Source organism: Rhodoferax mekongensis, from assembly GCF_032191775.1.
Classification (GTDB): Bacteria; Pseudomonadota; Gammaproteobacteria; order Burkholderiales; family Burkholderiaceae_C; genus Allorhodoferax; species Allorhodoferax mekongensis.
The window spans coordinates 3,867,550-3,889,336 of the sequence record NZ_CP132507.1; the positions used below are offsets into that span (position 1 = coordinate 3,867,550).

Here is a 21,787-nt window from a genome sequence, read left to right on the forward strand (position 1 = left end):
GCAAATTCACAACAAGATGGGGTGGCCCGCGACCGGAGTAGACGCCACCGCCATGTCCTGGCGGGGCATGACCCCGGCTTCATAGGCCAAGCGGCCGGAAGCTATACCGAGCTTGAACGCGCGGGCCATGCGCACCGGATCTACCGCATGGGCCACAGCGCTATTGAGCAGCACCGCGTCCAGCCCCAGTTCCATGGCCTGCACCGCATCGGCCGGCGAGCCGATGCCGGCGTCCACGATGAGGGGCACGCCGGGCAGGCGCGCGCGCAGGGTGCGCAGTGCGCCGGGATTCACCAACCCTTGGCCGGAGCCTATGGGCGCGCCCCAGGGCATGAGGATGTTGCAGCCGGCATCCAGCAGGCGCTGGCAGCTCACCAGATCGTCCATGCAATAGGGAAACACTTCAAAACCGTCTTTCACCAGTTGCGTGGCGGCGGCCAGCAGTTCGAAGGGGTCGGGCTGCAGGGTGTGGGCGTCGCCCACGACTTCGAGCTTGATCCAGGTGGTGTCAAACAGTTCGCGGGCCATGTGGGCCAGGGTGATGGCTTCGCGGGCGGTGTGGCAGCCGGCGGTGTTGGGCAGCAGGTGGGCGCCTGTGGCTTTGATGAGGGCGAAGAAGTCGCCGGCCTCGGCTCCGTGGGCGAGTTGGCGGCGCAGGCCCATGGTGACGACTTGGGCGCCGGAAGTTGCAATAGCGTCTTGCAGTATTTGGGGCGAGGGGTAGGCTGCGGTGCCCAGGAAGAAGCGGCTGGTCAATGCTTTTCCACCTATGTGCCATTCGCTTACTTCTTCGAGGCGACTTGGCGGCAGTGTGCTCTGCTCCGTGTCCCCCGCCCGCTTTGCGGGCTCCTCCTTGACCTGCGCAGAACACGCTGCCGCCAAGTCACTTTGTGTGGCGGTTGAGCGTTCGAGTCCATCGATCTTTTGTGATGCGGTAAGTTGATCCACCGCTTCGCCATTCATGTGTGTAGTCATGGGTCAACCGCCTTCGATGGGTTGAAAGGTGAGGATGGTGTCGCCCTCTGCCAGCGGCTGCTGGGCGCGCTGGCTGCGGGGTACGAAGTTGCCGTTGACGGCGGTGGCCAGCGCCGCCGGCAGCACTCCGCGTGCATCCAACCATTCCTGTAGGGTTCGGGCGTTTGTCGTTTCCGGGGTGCCGTTCACAGTGATTGTGATGGTCTTTGGCTCGGTGTCTGTGGTGGTCATAGCTTGAGCTCTTGCAATGCCTGCTCCACCAGTGCCGGGGCGATGAGCCAGCCGTGGCGGAAGAGGCCGTTGATGTCTGTTTTGCGTGCGCTGTGGCGGATGGCCGGCAGGTTGTCGGGCAACGCGGGGCGCAGGTTGGTTTCGGTGTGCACCACGCGGGCTTCGGCCAGTGCGGGCATGACGCTGTGGGCCGCACTCAGCAGCTCCAGCGTGCTGCGCAGGGACACGGGCGAGCGGTCTTCACTTTCGATTTCGCTGGCCCCCACCACGATCACATCACCGGGGCGAGGCACCATGTAGATGGAGTGGCGCGGGTGCAGCAGGCGCACCGGGCGGTGCAAGGGCACGCCGGGCGCGTGCAACCAGAACACCTCGCCACGCACACCGCGCACCGGCAACGCGGGCTTGGCGCCCACGCCACGTACGTCGAACACATGGTCGAAGCGATGTTGTGTTTCACCGACCTGGATCGCGCCTGCGTCCAACGCCGTGACGGTGCTGCCCCAATGCCATTGCACACCTTGCACCGCGGCTTGTGCGCCCAGCGCCTGCAGGGCCTGAACGGGGTGTATCTGGCCCTCACTGGGCAGCAACCAAGCCAGCGCCGGGCCTTGGATGGAGGGCTCCAGCGCGCGCAGTGCATCCATCGTTAACGACTGCGGTTGGTATGGCGCATCGGCCTTGGCTTGCAAGAGTCCGACAACGCGCTGGGCCGCACCGGCATCGCTGCGGTGGGCCAGCAGCAGGCTGCCGTGCATGTGCAGGGCTACCGGCTCAGACAGCGCCTGCACGATCTGCGGCCAGAGCTGGCAGGAGCGCACGCCCAATACAAACACTTCGCTACCCGCGCGCTCCAGCTCAGCCACTGGGCTCAGCATGCCAGCCGCGGTCCAGCCCGCAGCCCGCGAACCGGACTCCGCACGCGGGCCGGGGCCCGACGCCGAGTCAAACACCTGCACGTCGTGGCCTGCGCGGCTGAGCGTGAACGCCAGTAGCCGCCCGAGCACGCCCGCGCCGGCAATGCCTATGCGCATCGCCATCGTCAGGCCTTGGGGTCTTGGTCGGAGGTCGGTACCAGGTTGATGGGGATGTAGATTTCCCCGCCCACCTTTTTGAACTCGCCCGACATCACGGCCATGCCCGATTGCAACGCCTGCTCCTCGCTCACGCCCAAGTTCTTGGCGTAGTCACGCACCTCCTGGGTGATCTTCATGGAGCAGAACTTGGGGCCGCACATGGAGCAGAAATGCGCCACCTTGGCGCCTTCGGCCGGCAGGGTTTCGTCGTGAAACTGCTTGGCGGTGTCGGGGTCCAGCGAGAGGTTGAACTGGTCCATCCAGCGGAACTCAAAGCGCGCCTTGGACAAGGCATCATCCCGCGCCCGCACGCCCGGATGGCCCTTGGCCACGTCGGCCACGTGGGCGGCAATCTTGTAGGTAATGATGCCGGTCTTCACGTCCTCGCGGTCCGGCAGGCCCAGGTGTTCCTTGGGCGTCACATAGCACAGCATGGCGGTACCAAACCAGCCAATCATGGCTGCACCAATGCCGCTGGTGATGTGGTCGTAGCCCGGCGCAATGTCAGTCGTCAGCGGCCCGAGGGTGTAGAACGGGGCTTCACCGCAGTGCTTGAGCTGCTCGGTCATGTTGGCCTGCACCATGTGCATGGGCACGTGGCCGGGGCCTTCGATCATGACCTGCACATCCTGCTGCCAGGCCTTGTGCGTCAGCTCACCCAAGGTGTGCAGCTCGGCAAATTGGGCTTCGTCATTCGCATCAGCACCAGAGCCCGGGCGCAGGCCATCGCCCAGCGAATAGCTCACGTCGTACGCGCGCATGATCTCCGTCATCTCGTCGAAGTGCGTGTACAAAAAGTTTTCTTTGTGATGGGCGATGCACCACTTGGCCATGATGGAGCCACCGCGCGAGACGATGCCTGTTACCCGGTTCGCCGTGAGGTGGATGAAGGGCAGGCGTACGCCGGCATGCACCGTGAAATAGTCCACGCCCTGCTCCGCTTGCTCAATCAATGTGTCCCGGAAGATCTCCCAGGTCAGGTCTTCGGCAATGCCGCCCACCTTTTCCAGCGCCTGGTAAATCGGCACGGTGCCGATGGGTACCGGGCTGTTGCGCACGATCCAGTCGCGTGTAGTGTGAATGTTTTTGCCGGTTGACAAGTCCATCACGGTGTCGGCACCCCAGCGAATGGACCAGACCAGCTTTTCCACTTCCTCCTCGATGCTGGACGTCACTGCCGAGTTGCCGATGTTGGCGTTGATCTTCACCAGGAAGTTGCGGCCAATCGCCATGGGCTCCAGCTCGGTATGGTTGATGTTGGCGGGGATGATGGCGCGGCCGCGGGCCACTTCATCCCGCACGAACTCGGGCGTCACCACCTTCGGGATGCTGGCTCCAAAGCTGTTGCCGGCCAGACGCTTCTCGCGGTCTGCGTTGCTCAGGTATTGCGCTTGCCACTCCAGGTTCTGGTTCTCACGCAGGGCGACGTATTCCATCTCGGGTGTGACGATGCCTTTGCGCGCGTAGTGCATTTGCGTGACGTTGGCGCCACTCTTGGCACGGCGCGGCTGGCGTTGCAGGCCGGCGGCTTGAGCACGCAAGGCAGCCAGGGCGTCGGTTTCGCCGTGCTTCAGGCCATCATCCAGCGCAAAGGGCTTGCGGCCTTCGTACAACTCGGTGTCGCCACGACCGGCAATCCACTGTGCGCGCACCAGCGGCAAGCCCGAACGCACGTCGATGTGGGCACGCGGGTCGGTGTACGGGCCGGAGGTGTCGTACACCGTGATGGCCTCGCCATTGCTCTGCATGATTTCGCGCAGCGGCACCTGAATGTCAGGGCGGCTGCCTTGCAGATAACGTTTGGTGGAAGCGGGAAGCGGCTCGCGTGTGAGGCGAATGAATTGGGCGAGTTTGTCGGGTGCGTTCACTGGGAAATCTCCGGGTTAACGCCCGAAGAAAGAGAAAAACACGCCCCCGAAAACTTGGAATGAGCCACGGCCCGCACGGCACACGGCCGGGGGCACTGCTCTGCACTTCTTACGCTGGTATGAACCAGATCAAGTTCACGGGTTTGGTATCCATCTCAGCGCAACCACTGCGCACCCCGGGCAGGGCGGAGTGTACGACAAAGTAAAAAACTCACAGCCGTGTGAATCGTTTTTCCTTCTCATACGGGTACACATCATGCACATACCCCGCAGCAATACGCTCCTTCTGCGTCTGCCAGAAGGCGGGGTCCAGCAGATTGGCGTGGTATTGCATGAACACGTCGCGCACCAGCGGATTGCCCAGCAGAAAAGGCGCAAAAGTTTCGGGAAACACATCGCGCGGGCCGACGGCGTAACAAACTTCACCGGACATTTCTTCTTCCTCGTTGCGTGGTTCGGGCACTTTGCGGAAGTTGCAATCGGTGAGGTATTCGATTTCGTCGTAGTCATAGAACACGACCTTGTTGTTACGGGTGATGCCGAAGTTCTTCCAGAGCATGTCGCCGGGGAAGATGTTGGCGGCCACCATGTCTTTGATGGCGTAGCCGTAGTCAATCACCGAGCGCTCAATCTGGTGCCGTGCCCGCAGGGCTGCGGGGCTCTGGTTGCTGCGGTCCGCGCCGCCCGCATCAAACGCTTCTTGCAGGTACATATTGAGCGGGATCATGCGGCGCTCGATGTAGACGTGCTTGAGGATGACCTCGGTACGGCCATCGCCATCGCGGTCGCTGATCTCCAGTTGGCTGGGCGCAAACTGCTGCAGCTCGGCAATCAGCTCATCGCTGAAACGATCCCGAGGGAACGCCACATCGCCATAGTCCAGCGTATCGGCCATGCGGCCTACGCGGTCGTGCTGCTTGACCAGCTGGTACTTGCCCATGACCTGCTCGCGGGTGGTTTCCTTCTGGTGCGGAAAGTAGTCTTTGATGACCTTGAACACATAAGGGTAGCTGGGCAGGTCAAACACCAGCATCACCATGCCCTTGATACCGGCTGCAATGCGGAACTTGTCGCTACTGTGCTGCAGGTGGTGCAGAAAGTCGCGGTAAAACAGGGTCTTGCCCTGCTTGGCCAGCCCCAGCGCGTTGTAGATTTCGTTGCGCGGTTTGCGCGGCATCATGCTGCGCAGAAACTGCACATAGGCGCTGGGGATCTCCATGTCCACCATGAAGTAGGCCCGCGCAAAGCTGAAGAGGCGCAGAAGATCATCCTCCCCGAACAGCGCCGCATCGATACGCAGCTGGCCGTCTTTGCTGTGCAGCACCGGCAGCGCAAAGCCGGCTTCGGTATAGCCGTTGATCAGCTTGCCGATGATGTAGCAACCCTTGTTCCGGAAGAACAGGCTGGAGAGCACCTGCACCTGAAAGTTGGCGAGCAACTTGGCCTCACCCAACTGCCGGGTCATCACCGCCAGCACGTTGCGGGCATCCCGCTCCAGGTCTTCAAACGGCACCCGCAGGTCAAAGTCCTGCACCATGCGCACCAGCTGCGCCTGCACGTCGTCCAGGGTGGGGTAGTAGCAGCGGTAGGTGGGCTGGTAGCGGGCACCCGGCGCGTCCAGGTTCTCGATGTACTCGGTACTGACCGCTGGTCGCACAAAAATGAAATCGTTCTGAAAGTAGCTGCGGTGCAGGATTTTGGTGGTCACCGAATTGAAGAAGGTCTCGGCCAGTTCCGGCTGATGGTGATTCACCAACAGGCCGATGTAGTGGAGCTTGATCTGCTGCCACACCTCGGCGCCCTGCTCGCCGGCCTTGAACTCGCGCTCCAGCCGGCGCGAACACTCTTGTACCCGCAAGCCGTAAAACTCAATGCGCTCGCGCTGGGCGCGTTGCTGGCCATGCCAGTCGCGGGTTTCAAACCGGTGCTTGGCCCGCGCACTCTCGGTGCGGAAGAGCTGGTAGTGGCGGTTAAAGCCGTCAAGCAGCGCCCGCGCGATGTCGTAGGCAACCGAGGAATCAAGCCGGGTAGGAAACATGCGCGAGATTCACTATATTTTTGATAGCTGCTCGCGCATATTCCATGGGCGCCACAGGCCGTTTTGATGCTTAACGGGGATGACGGGGCATGAGCCGCACGCCGGAAATGGCTTCCCGGTACAGCGCATCGAGGTTGTCCTCGCGGCCCACCGTCATGTGCAGGTCCTGCACCAGGCCGTCGTGCACGCCGTACACCCAGCCATGCAGCGTCACTTCCTGCCCTGCGGCCCAGGCGTCTTGCAGCACGGTGCTTTGCGCGACGTTGATCACCTGTTCGATCACATTGAGCTCGCACAAGGCGGCGGCCTTGCCGTGGTCGGGGATCGCGTCCAGGATATCGCGGTGGCGGTCCCGCACGTCCTGGATATGGCGCAGCCAGTTGTCGGCCAGGCCGATACGGGCGCCCTCGAGCGCTGCTTGCACGCCCGAGCAGCCGTAGTGGCCCACGACCATCACATGCTTGACCTTGAGCCGCTCTACCGCAAACTGAATGGTGGACAAGGCGTTCAGGTCGGAATGCACCACCACATTAGCCACGTTACGGTGCACAAAAATTTCACCCGGTGCCAGGCCGATGATTTCATTGGCGGGCACCCTGCTGTCGGAGCAGCCGATCCACATGTACTTGGGCTTTTGCTGATTGGCCAGCCCGGTGAAAAAGCCGGGACGGGTGCGCTCCATCTCCGCGGCCCATGCGCGGTTGCTGGAAAAGAGATCGTTGAGTTTGTCGGTCATAGACCCCGATTATTTATGAAGCGAGACGCGCACGTTCCAGTCGAGGAGTGCGTACCGGGCACGTTCCTGCTGATCGTCCAGTGCATTGAACTCGCATTGCTGGGTAGGCTTGGACGAAGTGCACACAAAAGACTTGGGGTTGCCCAGCTGCCACATGCCCTGCGCATTGCGCGCTTCGCCTGTGAAAAACACAGCCCGTGGCGCGTTCAAGGCATCCGGTTGCGCGGGCAGGTTTTTGAGCAAGTTGCGCCCTGCATTGATGTAGTTGCCCTCGATGCCCGCCAGCGGGAACAGGGTGTTGAACATGTCGCGATGGCTGGCCGGTTGTTCCAGTTGGTTGCCGCACTGGAGCTTGCTACCCCAAATCACAAACGGCACCTGCCGCACCAGATAGCGCCGGCTGGCGTCGGCATACACCCCGAAGGAGCGGACATTGTGGTCGCCCGTGCCGGCAATGATGGTGTTGTCCTTGAGCGGACCCTTTTGCACTTCTTGCACAAAGCCGCCCAGCAAGTCGGTGGCGTAGTGGTACGTGTCGAGGTTGGGAATCAGCGTCTCGGAGCTGGTCTCGCCCTTCCACTGCGCCATGTCGCGCGGCACGCGCTTGTAGTCGGCGGGCAAGTCGTAGGGCGGGTGATTGGTGCTGGTGAGCACAAACACAAAAATGGGCTTGTCCTTGGGCTGCGCAGCCATGCGTTTGCTCAGGTACTTGAAGACGTAGTCGTCCCACACGCCCCAGATACCCAACACGGCTTCCGGGTAGGCTTCCTTGAGGTTGTTGGCGTCGACCACTTCGTCAAAGCCTTGCACCTTGAGAACGCGGTTCAGGTCGCGCCAGCCGGAGCGGGCGGAGGTGACAAACAGGGTCTGGTAACCCGCTTCCTTGGCCACTTGTGCCACCGTCCAGGGAATGGTGCGGCGGCCTGCATCGCCGAGGGTGAGCGGCGTGATGGGCGTGGAATACAGAATCGCTTCCAGCGACGGGTGGGTCCCCGCGTGGGCGGAATCAAAATTCTTGAAGTAACAGGCGTTCTGCAAGGTGGGCGCCATGCGGCCCAGCACGTCAAACGTGGGGCTCTGGTAGAGCATAGGCTCGGCGCTCCAGGACTCCATCAGGAAGAACATCAGGTTCTTTTTGGTGGTTCCAGCGGGCAAGGGATCGTGCGCAAACAGCGCGGCTTTGACTTCCGCATCGTTCGCATGCGGCAGGCCCAAGGCCTCCGCCGCCGCCAGCGGGGAGCGGAAGCCCATAGCTTTGACGCCCACATTCGGGTCGGACAAATCCTGCGACTGGCCGCGGCTGTCCCACGCGTATTTGAGTGCAATGATGCCGTTGGGCACCATGTCGTTCAGAAACTGGGAGGTGGTCACCGTCAAGTGCTGGCGCTGCAGCGCCATTTCACGGATGGTGCCTTTGCCGGCAAATGCCAAGGCGAAAAATGCCACGATCACGACCACCAGCTTGACCACCGCGTGGCGGGTGTGCAGCACTGTATCCGGCTGAATGCGGCGTGCAAGCACGCGATGCAAAGCTACTGAGCCCCAAGTGAGCACGGCTGCCAGCAGCAGCGTCCAGATGACCGGAAAGTCGTGCCAGATGGTCTTGAGCACGGCAGCGGTGTCGTCCTCAGCCAGCCCGAAGATCAGGGAATCGATAGGCGTTTTGTAGAAGCCGAAGTAATGCAGGTTGATCAGCGACAGCATCACATACAGCAGCGCCAGCCCCGCGACGATGCGCTTGTGCGCCTTGCCTGACACCCACGGCAGCACCAAGAGCAGCAAAAAACCAGCGATGGCGCTGACCTTCAGGTCAAACCGGAAGCCCTGCAAGGCGACGGTCGCGACATCACCGCTGCTCGCGTGGTAGCCCTGCGGCCAGAAATACGCCAGTTGCCCCCACCGGATCAAACTCAGCGCCACCACCAGGGGCACGATGAGCACCCACGCGCGCATCAAGCCGCGCAGGGTGCCGTGGAGAAGGGTTGTCAGGGTGCGTGCAATAGCGGATTTCATCGGTGTCATTGGTCAAGCTTAGGGCCATGTTTCACCGAAGGGCCGCCCCGAGGTGAAACGCGGCCCCCTCGGGGGGCAGGGCGCCACACGCAGTGGGCAACCGTGGGGGCCACGGCTCACATTGTCTCAGCGAACAGCTCCCGTCCGATGAGCATGCGGCGGATCTCACTGGTACCCGCCCCGATTTCATACAACTTGGCATCGCGCCACAAGCGCCCCAGCGGGTACTCGTTGATGTAGCCGTTTCCACCGAATATCTGCACGCCCTCGCCCGCCATCCAGGTGGCCTTCTCGGCCGTCCACAAAATCACGGAAGCGCAATCCTTGCGGACCTGGCGCACATGCTCCGCGCCCAGCAAGTCCAGGTTCTTGGCTACGGTGTAGGCGAAGGCCCGGCCCGCCTGGAGCACGGTGTACATGTCGGCTACCTTGCCCTGAATGAGCTGGAATTCGCCGATGCTTTGGCCGAACTGCTTGCGGTCGTGGATGTAAGGGATCACGTTGTCCATCACGGCCTGCATAATGCCCAGCGGCCCGCCGGAGAGCACCGCGCGCTCATAGTCCAAGCCGCTCATCAGCACCTTGGCGCCGCCATTGACCTGCCCCAGCACGTTGGCCAACGGCACTTCCACGTTGTTGAATACCAGCTCGCCGGTGTGGCTGCCACGCATGCCCAGCTTGTCGAGCTTCTGGGCGATGCTAAAACCCGGCATGGACTTTTCGATCAGGAAGGCGGTCACTCCACGCGCGCCCAGCTCGGGTTCGCTCTTGGCATAGACCACCAAGGTATCAGCATCCGGGCCGTTGGTGATCCACATCTTGTTGCCGTTGAGCAGGTAGTAACCGCCTTTGTCTTCGGCCTTGAGCTTCATGCTCAGCACATCGCTGCCGGCGCCGGGTTCACTCATAGCCAAGGCACCCACGTGCTCACCGGTGATGAGTTTGGGCAGGTACTTGGAACGCTGTTCGGACGTGCCGTTGCGCTTGATCTGGTTCACGCACAGGTTGCTGTGCGCACCATAGCTCAGGCCCACCGAGGCACTGGCGCGGCTAATTTCTTCCATGGCCACCATGTGGGCCAGGTAGCCCATGTTGGCGCCGCCATATTCCTCGCCCACGGTGATTCCGAGCACGCCCAGGTCGCCCATCTTGCGCCACAGGTCCATGGGGAATTGGTCGGTGCGGTCGATCTCGGCGGCGCGGGGGGCGATTTCGGCTTGGGCGAACTCGCGCACGGCATCGCGCAGGGCGTCAATGTCTTCGCCGAGTTGGTAGTTCAGTCCGGGCATGTTGCTCATGGTGGTCTCCTCGTTGTAGTGTGTCTGTGTGAAAGCGCGGTGACGCGCAGGGCCTTTTTGCAGCGTTTATGCGGCCCTTATGCCGCCTTCTTGCCGCCCGCTTTGGCTGCGGGCTTGGTAGCCAGGGCCTTGGCGACCGGTTTGCTGATTTTGAGTTCACTCTTGGCGAGCAGGGCCTTGGCCTCACGCTGGTGTACCTTGATCTCGTCCAGGTTGGCTTGCAGGTCGGCCATTTGCTCTTCCACCTGTTTGCGGTGAGCGGCCAACACGTCCAGAAACTTTTGGAGCTGGGCGCCGGTGTCGCGGGGGCTGTCGTACATCTCAATGATGTCTTTGGCCTCCGTCAGGCTCAGGCCCAGGCGCTTGGCCCGCAAGGTGAGCTTGAGGCGGGTACGATCACGCCCGCTGTACACCCGGTTGCGGCCGCCGGGGCCGGTACGCTCCGGCTGCAAAAGCCCCAAGTCTTCGTAGAAGCGGATGGCACGGGTGGTCAGGTCAAACTCTTTGGCCAGATCGCTGATGCTGTAAGTGGTGCTCATGGTTCGTTCGTGGCGGGTGGTGGCAAGGACAAAGGCTTCGCGTCGCCGCGCAAAGTTGACGTTTACGTAAACGTCAATTATGAATCAAAAGAAAAGTGGGTTACTAAACCAGAACGCGGCTCTCCTGCGCGTTCCACGGCCTACGGGCGGCTTCCGGCGCGCTAGAGTGCAGCCATGGCGCGCACCCACCACCTCAGTTTCTACGGCTCCCTGTTGCTGTCCCGTTTGGCGGACCAGGTTTTGTTGTTTCTGGTGCCGCTGGTGGTGTACCAGCAGACGGGCAGCGCGTCGTGGACCGGCATTGCCTTTTTTGTGGAAACGCTCACCCGCTTTGTCGCCTTTCCTATTTGCGGGGTACTGAGCGACCGGCATCCCCCCATGCGCCTGCTGCGCCAAAGCCAGGCACTGCGCGCGCTGAGCTGCGTGGCCGGACTGGCGGCGGGCTTTGCGCTGGAGGGCCAGCCCGCACTGGTCGCGCTGGTGCTGGTGTCCGCCGCCTGCGGTGTGTTCACCACCCAGGGGGTGATGGCGCGTGAGGTGCTATTGCCCCACATCTTTCCCGGCGAACGGTTTGAGCGGGTACTGGCCCATGCGCAGATCGCCGACCAGCTCGGCATGGTGGCCGGGCCCGTGGTCGCAGCCGCTGCTCTGGCTATGTGGCCTTGGCAAGGGGTGCTGGGTTGCAGCGCTTTGCTCTTCATCGCGGCGGATGCCGGGCTCGCTTGGTGGCAGCATCATCACACGGGTGATTTACCGCAAGGCCGAACTGCGTCAGGCGAAAGCTGGTGGATACCCCTGCGCATTGCGCTCCAACACATCGCCCGCTTGCCCGGCATCAAGCCGCTGATCGCACTGGCTGCAGGCGTCAACCTCGTGGTGGGCGTGACCCAAGCCACCGCAGCGGCCATGGTCACAGGACTACTGAGCCAAAGCGATGCACGCTATGCGCAGCTGCAGACTGCGGGCGCGGTAGTCACGGTGTTGGTGCTGGCCTGGGTGGCGCGTGTACATTGGCGCGGCCATGCGCTGGGGGTGTGGTCTTACACCCTGCTGCTCGTGGGTGGGCTGATGACGGCCTGGGCCGTGCACCCCTTGGTCTATGCACTGGGCTTTTTGCTGGTAATCGGGTTTGACAAGATGTTCAGCGTCTACATCCGCGCCGGCCGCCAGCGCATCATTCCTCCGCAGGACTTCGGCAAAACCAGTGGCGTGGTCGTGCTGCTCAACAACCTCACCCAACCCCTTGCCGGACTGGCGGTGGGTATGGGCGCACAAGGTGCGGATGCGCGGGGCGTCATCACCGTGCTTGTCGTGGGAATGGCACTGATGGGCGGAGCGGTCGTCTGGTGGGGTCGCAATAGCGCAGACCACCCCCAAGCTGGCTAGCCCGCTCACCACTTCGGGATCGCCGGGTCCTTGAGGCTGTGGCGCAGCTCAGCGTAATCAGGCACCACGGTACGTACCGTGTCCCAGAAGCGGGGGCTGTGGTCCATCACCCGCAAATGGCTGAGTTCATGGGCGACCACATAGTCCACGACCTCCTGCCGGAAGTGAATAAGCCGCCAGTTCAGTCGGATCGAGCCATCGCTTTTGGCACTGCCCCATCGTGTGCCGGCGTTGCTCAGACTCAGTTTCTTCCATTGCACATGCAACAGGGGGGCGAAATGGTCCAGCCGTTGCACAAACAAGGCCTTGGCCTGACGCATGAGCCAGGCTTGCACGGCATCCCGGATTTGCGTCGGACTGGCTGTTTGGGGCAAGGCCACACGCAGCTGGCGCACACCGTCTGCATCGGGCAGCTCATCCAGCGCGGCCCCTTTGGCACTGAAGCCGTGGGCGGCGTCCAGGGCAATGCGTACGGTGTCGCCCAGAAAAGGAAACTCGGCCCCCTGCGCCCATTCCACCTGCGCATGCTCCTGGCGCGTGACGCGCTCCCGGGTTTCATGCAGCTTGCGCAGGATCCAGGCGGCTTTTTCTTGCAAGGCCGCATCGACCTCGTACAGAGGCGTCCAGCGTGGCGCACGCACGGCCAGACCGTCAGGGCCGACCACAAAGCCGATGGTGCGCCGCTTGCCGCGGGCAAAGGCATAGCGCACCACGGCACCGTCCAAGCGCACTTCACGGGTGGCTTGCGGGTGGCTGTAGCTCACCGGCGCGATAGCTTGCGGGAGAGGCTGACCGGGCTCGAAGGGGCCGGCGGGCGGAGTTGGAAGGGTCGTCACCGGCGTCACTGGTGTCATCCCTATGCGTGGTGGCGAGCGTTTTTTTGCTACTTTTTTAGGAGCTGCTTGCGCAAGATCTACGGGCGCTGGAGCCTCAAAAGGCTCAAAAAGATCCAGCGTGAAGCGCAGCAGCGGATGCATGGCGCGCGCCGTCTCAGCCCTTGGCGGGGTAGGCCTCGGGGTCCAGGCGGCGCATTTCCGCTTCGATCCAGGTTTGCACCTCGGTCATCAGCTCTTTGGGGTCGCGGCCTTCGCTGGGGATGGGCTTGCCGATAGACACTTCCACCACACCCGGCGTCTTGATGAAGGCTTTGCGCGGCCAGCATTTGGCGCTGGTCACAGCCACCGGAATCACCGGCGCGCCGGTCGCCACGGCGAGGCGGGTGCCGCCCAATTTGTAGGTACCGGTCTGGCCCCGGGGAATGCGGGTGCCCTCAGGGAACATGATGACCCAGATGCCTTGCGCCAACAGGCGTTTGCCCTGCTCCACCACTTTGGCGAAAGACTCGGCGCGCTGGCTGCGGTCTATGTGGATCATGTCCAGGCGCCCCATGGCCCATCCAAAAAACGGCACATAGAGCAGCTCTTTTTTGAACACATACGCCAGCGGATGCGGCATGAGCGTAGGCATCAAAAAGGTCTCGAAGGTGGACTGGTGCTTGACCAGCAGAATCGCCGGAGCGGTGTCACCGGTGGGCAAGTTGTCCCAGCCGATCACGTGGGTGCGGATACCCAGCAGCACGCGCGCACCACCGATGGCCCAGCTCAGCCAGCGCACCGCCATCCACCACAGCGGTTTGCCGCGCACACGGATGGAGGCGACCAGCATGATGATTCCCCAGGGAATCACTGTCACCAGCATCCACAGCATGTGCAAGCAGGAGCGCAGCACCGCCATGAACCAGTTGGGGCGCTTTTGGGTGGGGACTGCGGTGTAGGGAGGCATGCCGCTCATGGCCGGGCTACCAGGTAATCGGCAAATGCCATCAGGTCGTCATGAACGACCGTACCGGGCGGGTAGTTGTCCGGCAAGGGCCTGCCGCGCAGGGATGCCGCTTTGCCGGTAAGCACAAGATGCGGCTCGCAACCTACTGCAGCGCCGGCAATCAAGTCCCGCGGTGAGTCCCCGGTGCAGGGCATGCCCTTCAGGTCGATGCCAAAGCGCTCGCCAATCTGCTCGAACAAGCCAGGCTCGGGCTTTCGGCAGCGGCATTGGTCATCCGGCGCATGGGGGCAGTAAAAAATGGCATCGACCTTGCCGCCGACTGCGGCGAGCATGGAGTGCATCTTGGCGTGCATGGCATTGAGCGACACCACGTCGAACAGGCCTCGCCCCAAGCCGCTCTGGTTGGTCGCGACCACTACGTGCCATCCGGCATGGTTGAGCTTGGCAATGGCTTCCAGCGCGCCGGGCAAAGGGCGCCATTCGTTAGGAGACTTCACGAACTCCGCACTGTCTTCGTTGATGGTGCCGTCGCGGTCGAGAATGCAGAGATTCATGCGGTTGTTGGCAATTTATGCAGCGAGTTTGGACAGGTCTGCCACGCGGTTCATGGCGACATGCAGGCTCTTGAGCAAGCCCAAACGGTTCAGGCGCAGGTCCATCTGCTCTGCGTTGACCATGACATCTTCAAAGAAGGCGTCAACCGGCACGCGCAAAGCTGCCAAAGACTGCAACGAAGCGGTGTAGTCGCCGGCTTGCCATTGGCTTTGGGCCTGGGGCAGCACGGTTTGCATGGCTGCGAACAGCGCCTTTTCGGCCGCCTCTTGCAATAGCACTTCGCTCACGTGTGCGTCAACATCGTCCGTCTTTTTGAGGATGTTGCCAATGCGCTTGTTGGCGGCAGCTAAGGCTGGCGCTTCAGGAAGTGCGGCGAACACCTTTACAGCTTGAATACGAGGAACGATGTCATGTAACGGTGGACGCGTGGATACGACAGCATCGACGACCTCCGGACGATAAAGACCATTGGCGACCAAACGGTTTTGGTAACGATCGTAGATAAATTCACTTAGCCCGGACACTGTGTCGGATGACAGAAGCTCGGGTGGAAACTGTTGCTGAGCGAAATCAAGCAACTCAGCCAAGTGAAGGCGCATTTGCCCCACATCTAAAAACGTCGCTAACCCAAGCAGTTCGAAACGATTCCCCAACGTTAGCGCGTGTCGACGCAACGCAAAGGGATCTTTCTCGCCAGTGGGTTTTAGTCCAATTCCCCAAATGCCGACCAACGTTTCGACGCGATCTGCAATGTCCAATGCGAACGAAACGAGATTGACTGCCGCAGTATGGTCACGCTGCAAAAGATATTGGTCTTCAATTGCCTCAGCCACAGACTCATCCTCACCATCGTGCCGTGCGTAATAGCCGCCCATCACACCCTGAAGTTCAGGGAATTCACCAACCATGTCTGTCAACAAGTCTGCTTTTGCAAGGACCGCGGCACGGTCTGCTAACGCAGGCTCGGCGCCAATTCGCTCCGCCACCCACTTGGCTATCGCGCGCACGCGCTCCACGCGCTCGCCCTGGGTACCCAGCTTGTTGTGGTACACGACCTTGCCCAGACCTTCCACGCGGGAAGCAAGAGTCTTTTTTCGGTCTTGGTCGAAGAAGAACTTGGCATCGGCCAAACGGGGGCGCACCACGCGTTCATTGCCGCCGATGACGAAACTGGCATCGTCGGGCTTGATGTTGGAAACCACCAGGAACTTGTTGGTGAGCTTGCCGGCAGCGTCGAGCAACGGGAAGTACTTCTGATTGGCCTTCATGGTGAGAATCAGGCATTCCTGCGGCACTTCGAGGAACTGGGCTTCGAACTCACAAATCAGCACATTCGGGCGCTCGACCAGTGCGGTCACTTCGTCCAGCAGGGCGTCATCTTCAATGGGTTTGCATCCACCGCCCACCTGGGCAGCTGCAGCATCCAGCTGGCGAACGATTTCAGCGCGGCGTTCCGCAAAGCTGGCGATCACGGCGCCGTCTTTGGCCAGCGTAACGGCATAGGCATCGGCATCCGCAATCACGACGGGAGACACTGCCGCCTCAAAGCGGTGGCCTTCAGTGCGGTTGCCGGATTGCAGGCCCAGCGCTTGCACCGGCACCACGTCGCTGCCGTGCAATGCCACCAGGCCGTGCGCAGGGCGCACGAAGCTCACACTAGTCCAGCCGGGCAATTCACAACCGCTTTGCAGCTGGTAGCTCATGACCTTGGGGATGGGCAGCTTGGCGATGGTCTCCAGCAAGGCCTTCTGCAGGCCATCCACCAGAGTGGCACCCTTGACAATGCTGTCATAGAACAAAGCTTCAGCCTTGCCATCCATGGCGCGTTTGAGAGCTGGCACGGCGCTGGCATCCGCGCCCAGGGCTTGCAGCTTTTTGAGCAATGCGGGGGTGGCGTTGCCGGATGCGTCCAGGCCCACAGCCACGGGCATCAGCTTTTGCGAGACCGCTTTGTCTGCAGCTTGGGGGGCGACCGCAGCCACGTGCACAGCCAAACGACGGGGCGATGCGAAGTGCGTCACGGCCGCATCTGCTGCCACCAGGCCCTGGGCCTTGAGGGAGTCCGCCAGCACCGTGGCAAACGCTTCACCCAACTTCTTCAATGCCTTGGGGGGCAGCTCTTCTACAAACAGTTCTACCAGAAGGTTTTTTGTTGTCATGTCTTTGTTTCTCCGTGCGCTTACGCGGCCTTCTTGGGCATCTGTTCAATCCACTCGCGCGGCGCCATGGGGAAGCCCAATCGCTCCCGGCTCTCGTAGTAGGCCTGCGCCACACTGCGCGCCAGATTGCGGATGCGGCCGATGTAGGCAGCACGCTCAGTCACGCTGATGGCACCCCGGGCGTCCAGCAGGTTGAAGCTATGGGCGCATTTCAGTACTTGCTCGTAGGCGGGCAGTGCAAGCTGCTGCTCCATCAGGTATTTGGCCTGCTTCTCGTGCGCGTTGAAGGCGGTGAACAGGAAGTCAGCGTCGCTGTGCTCGAAGTTGTAGGTGGACTGCTCCACTTCGTTCTGGTGATACACGTCACCGTATTTCATGGTTTCTGTCCACTGCAGGTTGTAGACGTTGTCCACGCCTTGCAAGTACATGGCCAAGCGCTCAAGGCCGTAGGTAATCTCGCCAGTGGCGGGTTTACAGTCGATGCCGCCAACCTGCTGGAAGTAGGTGAACTGGGTGACTTCCATGCCGTTGAGCCAGACTTCCCAGCCGAGGCCCCATGCGCCCAACGTGGGGTTTTCCCAGTCGTCTTCCACAAAGCGGATGTCGTTTTTCTTGAGGTCGAAGCCCAGTGCCTCCAAGGAGCCGAGGTACAGCTCAAGGATGTTGGCGGGTGCGGGCTTGAGCACCACCTGGTATTGGTAGTAGTGCTGCAGGCGGTTGGGGTTCTCGCCATAGCGGCCATCCTTGGGACGGCGGCTGGGCTGAACATACGCGGCCTTCCAAGGCTCCGGGCCGATGGCGCGCAAAAAGGTGGCTGTGTGCGAAGTGCCTGCACCCACTTCCATGTCATAAGGCTGCAGGAGCGCACAACCCTGGCGGTCCCAGTAGTCCTGAAGGCGAAGAATGATTTGCTGAAAAGTAAGCATGGTGTGAGTGCAATCTCCGGCCGTGGCCGGTGCAGGGCAAGCTGCGTTCAAGTAAACCTCGCATTTTACGGGGGTGGACGTGGTTCTGCAGCCACGCACCGCCGCTTGCGGCCAGCTTTAGCGAGGCTTGCGTTTGTAGAAGGCGACAGCCACGATCACCAAGGCCACGATCCAGAGTGGCCAGAGCCCGAAACGTGAGGCCCACCACGCAAACGGCGTCAAACCGGTGCGGCCTTGCACTTGGCCCTGCAGCACACCGCGGGTCAATGGGCGCAGCATGTCAATCACTTTGCCCTCATGTGACAGGAATGCCGTGGCGCCGGTATTGGTGGCTCGCACAAAGGGGCGCTGAAATTCCAAGGCTCGCGCCCGGGAGATGTTGAGATGCTGCTGCAGAGCGACCGTGTTGTTGAACCAACCGAGGTTGCTCACGTTCGCAAAGATGGTGGGGGACGTCGTGATGTCCGTAAACCGTGTGGCGAGCTCTTCACCGTAGAGGTCTTCGTAGCAGATGTTTGGTGCGACGCGTTCACCGCGTACAGGCAATGAAGCCTGCCCCAAGGGCCCACGGTTGAAATCGCCCAGCGGAATATTCATGAGCTGGGTGAACCACTTGAACAGTGGCGGGATGAACTCTCCAAAAGGCACCAAGTGATGCTTGTCGTATTGCCACACCTTTTGCTCACTTGGCGTCAAGCCGATGACCGAGTTGGTGTATCCGGTTTTGAAACTGCCCAAAGGGATGCCGATGAGCGCTGACTGGGTGCCCTGCATGAATCGGGTGGTCAACGCATCCCAATAGCCATCTGGCAATTGCTGTGGCAGCAAGGGAATTGCGGTTTCAGGCGCGATGACCAGATCGCCAGTGCTTTGGTTCAGCGCATTGCGATACCACTGCAAGGCCAGTGGCACGCCACTCCCGGTTTCAAACTTCTCATCCTGCGGAATATTGCCTTGCAGAAGGGTCACTTGCAGAGTGCTGGTGGGCTCGGTGAATCCATTCCAGCCTGCGGGCAATACGGAGGGGATGCATAGCAATGCGCTCATCGCGACGGCAGGCCCCCACCGGCGCTGAGTCCAAGCTATGGCCAAGACTGCGGCCCACAAGGCAGCCAAACCTGATACGCCGTAGCTCCCTATCCAAGGCAAGTACGCGGCAAGTGGCCCATCCACATGGGCATAACCAATAGCGCCCCAGCCGAAGCCCGTGAGCCATGTTCCGCGTGCCATTTCGGCCATCAACCAGAGTGCGGCAAATGCGCCTATGGCCAAAGCGTTATGTACTGGAAACCACTTGCGCCACAGCCATATTGCTATTGCATAGTAGGCTCCCAAAGCCGCTGCCAATGCGATGACGGCTATGACGGCCAGCAGTGCCGGCAAGCCACCGTAAGTGTGCATGGCAACAAACAGCCACCAGAAGGTGGTGGATAACCAAGTGGTCGCGAATGCCCATGTATATCGCGCTGCACTGGCGGGTGAATTTAGTCTGGCAACTGCCACCACAAATGCCGCCATGGAGACCGTCTGCAACCACCAGATAGTTTGGCCTTGCACTATTCCAGCACCAATTGGCCAACCCACGCCGATAGATTGTGCGGCAGCAGCTATAAAAACAATAGCAATGGTAGGCAACGACGCCACTTCATTGCGTCGCGCGTCTGCCGACTTGCGGTCCATCAGCCAGGTAGTGCGTTATCGGGGGTGTACGACACCTTGAACCACTTCACGGCACCTCCTTTGGTGTGCAGCACCAGGAAGTCGAGCCCGCACAAGCTGTGACGTTCACCGCGCTTGGGGACATGGCCCATCTCATGGGCAATGAGGCCTCCGATAGTGTCAAAAGTGTCATCAGGATCAGAAGCCTCCATGGTGACCGTAAAGGCTTCATTGATTCGCTCAAGCGGTGTGTCGCCGCTCACCCGATAAGTCTTATCCGCTAGGGCAAAAATGTCGCCTTCGTCTTCTGCGATATCGAATTCGTCCTCGATTTCGCCCACGATCTGTTCCAAGACGTCTTCAATGGTGATCAAGCCAGCTACCCGGCCGAATTCATCGATCACGATCGCCAAGTGGTTTCGATTGCCCCTGAAGTCACGCAACAAGTCGTTCAAGCCCTTTGACTCTGGCACGAATACTGCCGGCCGCAGCAAGGCCCTGATGTTGAGCTCTGGAGCACGCTGAAGTTTCAGCAAGTCCTTGGCCATCAGGATGCCGATGATGTTTTCTCGTTCGCCGTCATACACGGGGAAACGGGAGTGTGCCGTGTCAATCACTGCATGCATCAAGACATCCGGAGCGGACTGGATATCCAGCAAGTCCATGCGTGTTGCAGGTACCATCACATCACCAGCGGTCATGTCCGCCATCCGGATCACACCTTCGAGCATCACCCGTGATTCCGCGCCGATGATGTTGTTGTCCTCTGCCTCGGCGAGTGTTTCGATCAACTCCGCGGTGGAATCGGGGCCAGGATGGATGAACTCTGCGAGCTTCTGGAGAAATGTGCGCTTGTCTTCTTTTTCAAAGTTTCGCGCAGGATGCGGGTCTGACACTAGAGGTGTGCCCTGGAGGGCGGTGATTTCGAAGCCCCAAGGATAGCGGATTTGTATTTCACTCCGTTAGTGCAATGAGACCTGACTACGGTGAGCACGCTTTCGTTGCAGAGCTTGCGCTTTTTCGTAAAGACTGAAACCCTGCGATGAGGCCACAGAAAATTCTGGTCTGCGCCTTTGCGCCATATTGCAGGCCGGCCCAGCTCTCCTCAAGGAGTTCACTGAGACGCGACTCGAGGTCCGGGCGCGGTAGCTTGAGATAAGCCTCTGATTCAGGGCCATGACGGTGAACCGTAGCCCCACACTTACGAGCAATGGCCAACATCGCTGCATTCTCAGCCAGCGCGTGGATTTGCAGAACATCCACGCCTTCATTGCGAGCATGTAAAGCCGCTCTCTCAAAGAGACGTCCACCGATCCCTTTCCCACGTGCTGATGGACTGACTGAAACCCCAAAGTCTCCGACGTTCGAACCATCAGCGTCCATGTAGGTTGCCAGATGCGCCATCCCTACGATCTTTAGACGGTTATTGAACACGCCGAACACGGCATCGTTGACAAAATCCAGTCGCTCAACGTAATTCGCAATCTGCTGGTCACTGGCGGTATAGCCGAACCGGAGATACCTGTCTTGTGGCTCCAACGCTATCAGGTGACGCATCAAACGCGCTCGATGATTGGGGCCTAAAGTTCTTATGTTGAGAAATTGCGCCACTCTCGCTGGACCCCGCACCGTTTGTACCGACGGTGAGTCTTGGAGGGCGGTCTTAATTGCACACATGGCGGAACTATAAGGGTTTTCCCTAGTTTCGTGTTGCATAGGGCCTCTAATCGCTAGCAGCACTACCAAACCTGCACACAGTTTTCCTACACTTCGGCTGATGAATTCACCACGAGGGAAACAACAGATTAGAGATGCATTGACGCAAGTTGAGGTGCTTAGGCTGCAAAGTCGCAGTTCGCCCGCTGTTTTGCGCGCATTGAGTTTGGTGAAAGCGTATCAATGCCGCAGATTCGAGGCAACGTATCAAGATTTGCTAGCTTCAGACACTTATGGTCCAGCGTGCCGCTTCTTCCTCAACGAGCTTTATAGTCCGAAAGACTTCAGCCAACGAGATGCCGAATTTTCAAAGATCGCAGGTGCAGTGGAGCGTCTCTTCCCAAGGTCTATCGTTGATATCGCAGTGGCCCTCGCAGACCTCCATGCCCTTACGGAAGAATTGGATGCTGCAATGGCTGCCTCAGTTTCAAATAAGCTAGATTGCGAGCTAGTGGAAAGTCGCCTTGACGATTGTCTGTATCAACAAGCGTGGCGAAATGTCGAACGGAGTAAAGATCGAAAGTCCCAGTTAGAGCGAGTCATTCAGCTAGGAAGTAAATTAGGCAAAGTAACCAGATTACCTGGGATAAAGCTAACGCTCCGCGCAATGCGCCGCCCTGCGGCGGCTGCAAATCTTTCCACATTGCAACAGTTTCTCGAAGAAGGTTTTGAAATCTTTGCCAATATGGCTCGAGAACAATGCGCCCTAGAGAACTTCCTGGCAATCATCAATGAACGCGAAAGCGAGTGGATGAACCAACTGAATTAAGGTCTGGCTTTAGAAACCGAAGGCGAAAAAAAACCCTACCGGATCCGGTAGGGTTTTTTCG

Annotated in this window: 19 protein-coding genes and 1 riboswitch; of the genes, 2 read left to right on the forward strand and 17 right to left on the reverse strand. The window is 60.4% G+C overall.

Translation table 11 applies throughout. The features are described from left to right. Positions 1-6: 6 nt before the first annotated feature. The 9 genes from RAN89_RS18490 to RAN89_RS18530 all read right to left on the reverse strand — a co-directional run bounded on the left by RAN89_RS18490 (position 7) and on the right by RAN89_RS18530 (position 10,774). A complete protein-coding gene (locus RAN89_RS18490; protein WP_313867676.1) occupies positions 7-975 on the reverse strand; it encodes a thiazole synthase in 969 nt (322 codons plus the stop codon). A gap of 3 nt (positions 976-978) precedes the next feature. Continuing rightward, positions 979-1,206 carry a sulfur carrier protein ThiS gene (thiS, locus tag RAN89_RS18495; protein WP_313867677.1) on the reverse strand — a complete coding sequence of 76 codons (228 nt, stop codon included), beginning with the start codon at positions 1,204-1,206 and terminating at the stop codon, positions 979-981. Further along, complete coding sequence (locus RAN89_RS18500) at positions 1,203-2,240, reverse strand: FAD-dependent oxidoreductase (RefSeq protein ID WP_313869436.1); 1,038 nt, start codon at positions 2,238-2,240, stop codon at positions 1,203-1,205. The genes thiS and RAN89_RS18500 overlap by 4 nt, the downstream gene beginning before the upstream one ends. 8 nt (positions 2,241-2,248) lie before the next feature. Continuing rightward, positions 2,249-4,150, reverse strand: a complete 1,902-nt coding sequence (thiC, locus tag RAN89_RS18505; protein WP_313867678.1) for a phosphomethylpyrimidine synthase ThiC — start codon at positions 4,148-4,150, stop codon at positions 2,249-2,251. 88 nt (positions 4,151-4,238) lie between these two features. After that, positions 4,239-4,339, reverse strand: a riboswitch (TPP riboswitch). Positions 4,340-4,361: 22 nt separating this feature from the next. Then, positions 4,362-6,188, reverse strand: a complete 1,827-nt coding sequence (gene aceK, locus RAN89_RS18510) for a bifunctional isocitrate dehydrogenase kinase/phosphatase (RefSeq protein ID WP_313867679.1) — start codon at positions 6,186-6,188, stop codon at positions 4,362-4,364. A gap of 70 nt (positions 6,189-6,258) precedes the next feature. Further along, complete coding sequence (can, locus tag RAN89_RS18515) at positions 6,259-6,924, reverse strand: carbonate dehydratase (RefSeq protein WP_087495178.1); 666 nt, start codon at positions 6,922-6,924, stop codon at positions 6,259-6,261. A 9-nt stretch (positions 6,925-6,933) separates the two neighbouring features. Beyond that, entirely contained in the window at positions 6,934-8,937 is a 2,004-nt protein-coding gene (locus tag RAN89_RS18520; RefSeq protein ID WP_313867680.1) for an LTA synthase family protein, read from the reverse strand. A 116-nt stretch (positions 8,938-9,053) separates the two neighbouring features. Further along, positions 9,054-10,235: an isovaleryl-CoA dehydrogenase gene (locus tag RAN89_RS18525; RefSeq protein ID WP_313867681.1), complete on the reverse strand. Its 1,182-nt coding sequence runs from the start codon at positions 10,233-10,235 to the stop codon at positions 9,054-9,056. 77 nt (positions 10,236-10,312) lie between these two features. Then, a complete protein-coding gene (locus RAN89_RS18530; protein WP_313867682.1) occupies positions 10,313-10,774 on the reverse strand; it encodes a MerR family transcriptional regulator in 462 nt (153 codons plus the stop codon). A 174-nt stretch (positions 10,775-10,948) separates the two neighbouring features. On the opposite strand from RAN89_RS18530, the gene RAN89_RS18535 reads away from it, so the two are divergent. Further along, entirely contained in the window at positions 10,949-12,160 is a 1,212-nt protein-coding gene (locus RAN89_RS18535; RefSeq protein WP_313867683.1) for an MFS transporter, read from the forward strand. Positions 12,161-12,165: 5 nt separating this feature from the next. On the opposite strand, the gene RAN89_RS18540 is transcribed toward RAN89_RS18535, so the two are convergent. The 8 genes from RAN89_RS18540 to RAN89_RS18575 form a co-directional block, all read right to left on the reverse strand. After that, positions 12,166-13,137, reverse strand: coding sequence for a M48 family metallopeptidase (locus tag RAN89_RS18540; RefSeq protein WP_313867684.1), 972 nt, complete (start codon positions 13,135-13,137; stop codon positions 12,166-12,168). A 13-nt stretch (positions 13,138-13,150) separates the two neighbouring features. Further along, on the reverse strand, positions 13,151-13,894 hold the full coding sequence (locus tag RAN89_RS18545) for a lysophospholipid acyltransferase family protein (protein ID WP_313869437.1): 744 nt from the start codon (positions 13,892-13,894) through the stop codon (positions 13,151-13,153). A 53-nt stretch (positions 13,895-13,947) separates the two neighbouring features. Beyond that, positions 13,948-14,496 (reverse strand): D-glycero-beta-D-manno-heptose 1,7-bisphosphate 7-phosphatase, encoded by a 549-nt coding sequence (gene gmhB / locus RAN89_RS18550; RefSeq protein ID WP_313867685.1) that lies wholly within the window; start codon positions 14,494-14,496, stop codon positions 13,948-13,950. A 15-nt stretch (positions 14,497-14,511) separates the two neighbouring features. Continuing rightward, a complete protein-coding gene (glyS, locus tag RAN89_RS18555; RefSeq protein ID WP_313867686.1) occupies positions 14,512-16,656 on the reverse strand; it encodes a glycine--tRNA ligase subunit beta in 2,145 nt (714 codons plus the stop codon). Positions 16,657-16,676: 20 nt separating this feature from the next. Next, on the reverse strand, positions 16,677-17,582 hold the full coding sequence (gene glyQ / locus RAN89_RS18560; RefSeq protein ID WP_087495186.1) for a glycine--tRNA ligase subunit alpha: 906 nt from the start codon (positions 17,580-17,582) through the stop codon (positions 16,677-16,679). Between the two features lie 117 nt (positions 17,583-17,699). Continuing rightward, positions 17,700-19,262 carry an apolipoprotein N-acyltransferase gene (gene lnt / locus RAN89_RS18565; RefSeq protein ID WP_313867687.1) on the reverse strand — a complete coding sequence of 521 codons (1,563 nt, stop codon included), beginning with the start codon at positions 19,260-19,262 and terminating at the stop codon, positions 17,700-17,702. Then, the gene (locus RAN89_RS18570) at positions 19,262-20,137 is read right to left on the reverse strand and encodes a CorC family transporter (RefSeq protein ID WP_313867688.1); all 876 of its coding nucleotides are present in this window, start codon (positions 20,135-20,137) and stop codon (positions 19,262-19,264) included. Before RAN89_RS18570 ends, lnt begins: the two co-directional genes overlap by 1 nt. An 85-nt stretch (positions 20,138-20,222) precedes the next feature. Then, positions 20,223-20,957, reverse strand: coding sequence for a GNAT family N-acetyltransferase (locus RAN89_RS18575; RefSeq protein WP_313867689.1), 735 nt, complete (start codon positions 20,955-20,957; stop codon positions 20,223-20,225). Between the two features lie 61 nt (positions 20,958-21,018). On the opposite strand from RAN89_RS18575, the gene RAN89_RS18580 reads away from it, so the two are divergent. After that, a complete protein-coding gene (locus RAN89_RS18580; protein WP_313867690.1) occupies positions 21,019-21,726 on the forward strand; it encodes an FFLEELY motif protein in 708 nt (235 codons plus the stop codon). The last annotated feature ends 61 nt before the right edge of the window (positions 21,727-21,787 follow it).

Excerpts from the sequence above, each read along its gene's own strand:
- RAN89_RS18490 (WP_313867676.1), bottom strand. The coding sequence starts at position 975 with ATGACTACACACATGAATGGCGAAGCGGTGGATCAACTTACCGCATCA.
- thiS (WP_313867677.1), bottom strand. The coding sequence starts at position 1,206 with ATGACCACCACAGACACCGAGCCAAAGACCATCACAATCACTGTGAAC.
- RAN89_RS18500 (WP_313869436.1), bottom strand. The coding sequence starts at position 2,240 with ATGCGCATAGGCATTGCCGGCGCGGGCGTGCTCGGGCGGCTACTGGCG.
- aceK (WP_313867679.1), bottom strand. The coding sequence starts at position 6,188 with ATGTTTCCTACCCGGCTTGATTCCTCGGTTGCCTACGACATCGCGCGG.
- can (WP_087495178.1), bottom strand. The coding sequence starts at position 6,924 with ATGACCGACAAACTCAACGATCTCTTTTCCAGCAACCGCGCATGGGCC.
- RAN89_RS18520 (WP_313867680.1), bottom strand. The coding sequence starts at position 8,937 with ATGAAATCCGCTATTGCACGCACCCTGACAACCCTTCTCCACGGCACC.
- RAN89_RS18525 (WP_313867681.1), bottom strand. The coding sequence starts at position 10,235 with ATGAGCAACATGCCCGGACTGAACTACCAACTCGGCGAAGACATTGAC.
- RAN89_RS18530 (WP_313867682.1), bottom strand. The coding sequence starts at position 10,774 with ATGAGCACCACTTACAGCATCAGCGATCTGGCCAAAGAGTTTGACCTG.
- RAN89_RS18535 (WP_313867683.1), top strand. The coding sequence starts at position 10,949 with ATGGCGCGCACCCACCACCTCAGTTTCTACGGCTCCCTGTTGCTGTCC.
- RAN89_RS18540 (WP_313867684.1), bottom strand. The coding sequence starts at position 13,137 with ATGCATCCGCTGCTGCGCTTCACGCTGGATCTTTTTGAGCCTTTTGAG.
- RAN89_RS18545 (WP_313869437.1), bottom strand. The coding sequence starts at position 13,894 with ATGGCGGTGCTGCGCTCCTGCTTGCACATGCTGTGGATGCTGGTGACA.
- gmhB (WP_313867685.1), bottom strand. The coding sequence starts at position 14,496 with ATGAATCTCTGCATTCTCGACCGCGACGGCACCATCAACGAAGACAGT.
- glyS (WP_313867686.1), bottom strand. The coding sequence starts at position 16,656 with ATGACAACAAAAAACCTTCTGGTAGAACTGTTTGTAGAAGAGCTGCCC.
- glyQ (WP_087495186.1), bottom strand. The coding sequence starts at position 17,582 with ATGCTTACTTTTCAGCAAATCATTCTTCGCCTTCAGGACTACTGGGAC.
- lnt (WP_313867687.1), bottom strand. The coding sequence starts at position 19,262 with ATGGACCGCAAGTCGGCAGACGCGCGACGCAATGAAGTGGCGTCGTTG.
- RAN89_RS18575 (WP_313867689.1), bottom strand. The coding sequence starts at position 20,957 with ATGCAACACGAAACTAGGGAAAACCCTTATAGTTCCGCCATGTGTGCA.
- RAN89_RS18580 (WP_313867690.1), top strand. The coding sequence starts at position 21,019 with ATGAATTCACCACGAGGGAAACAACAGATTAGAGATGCATTGACGCAA.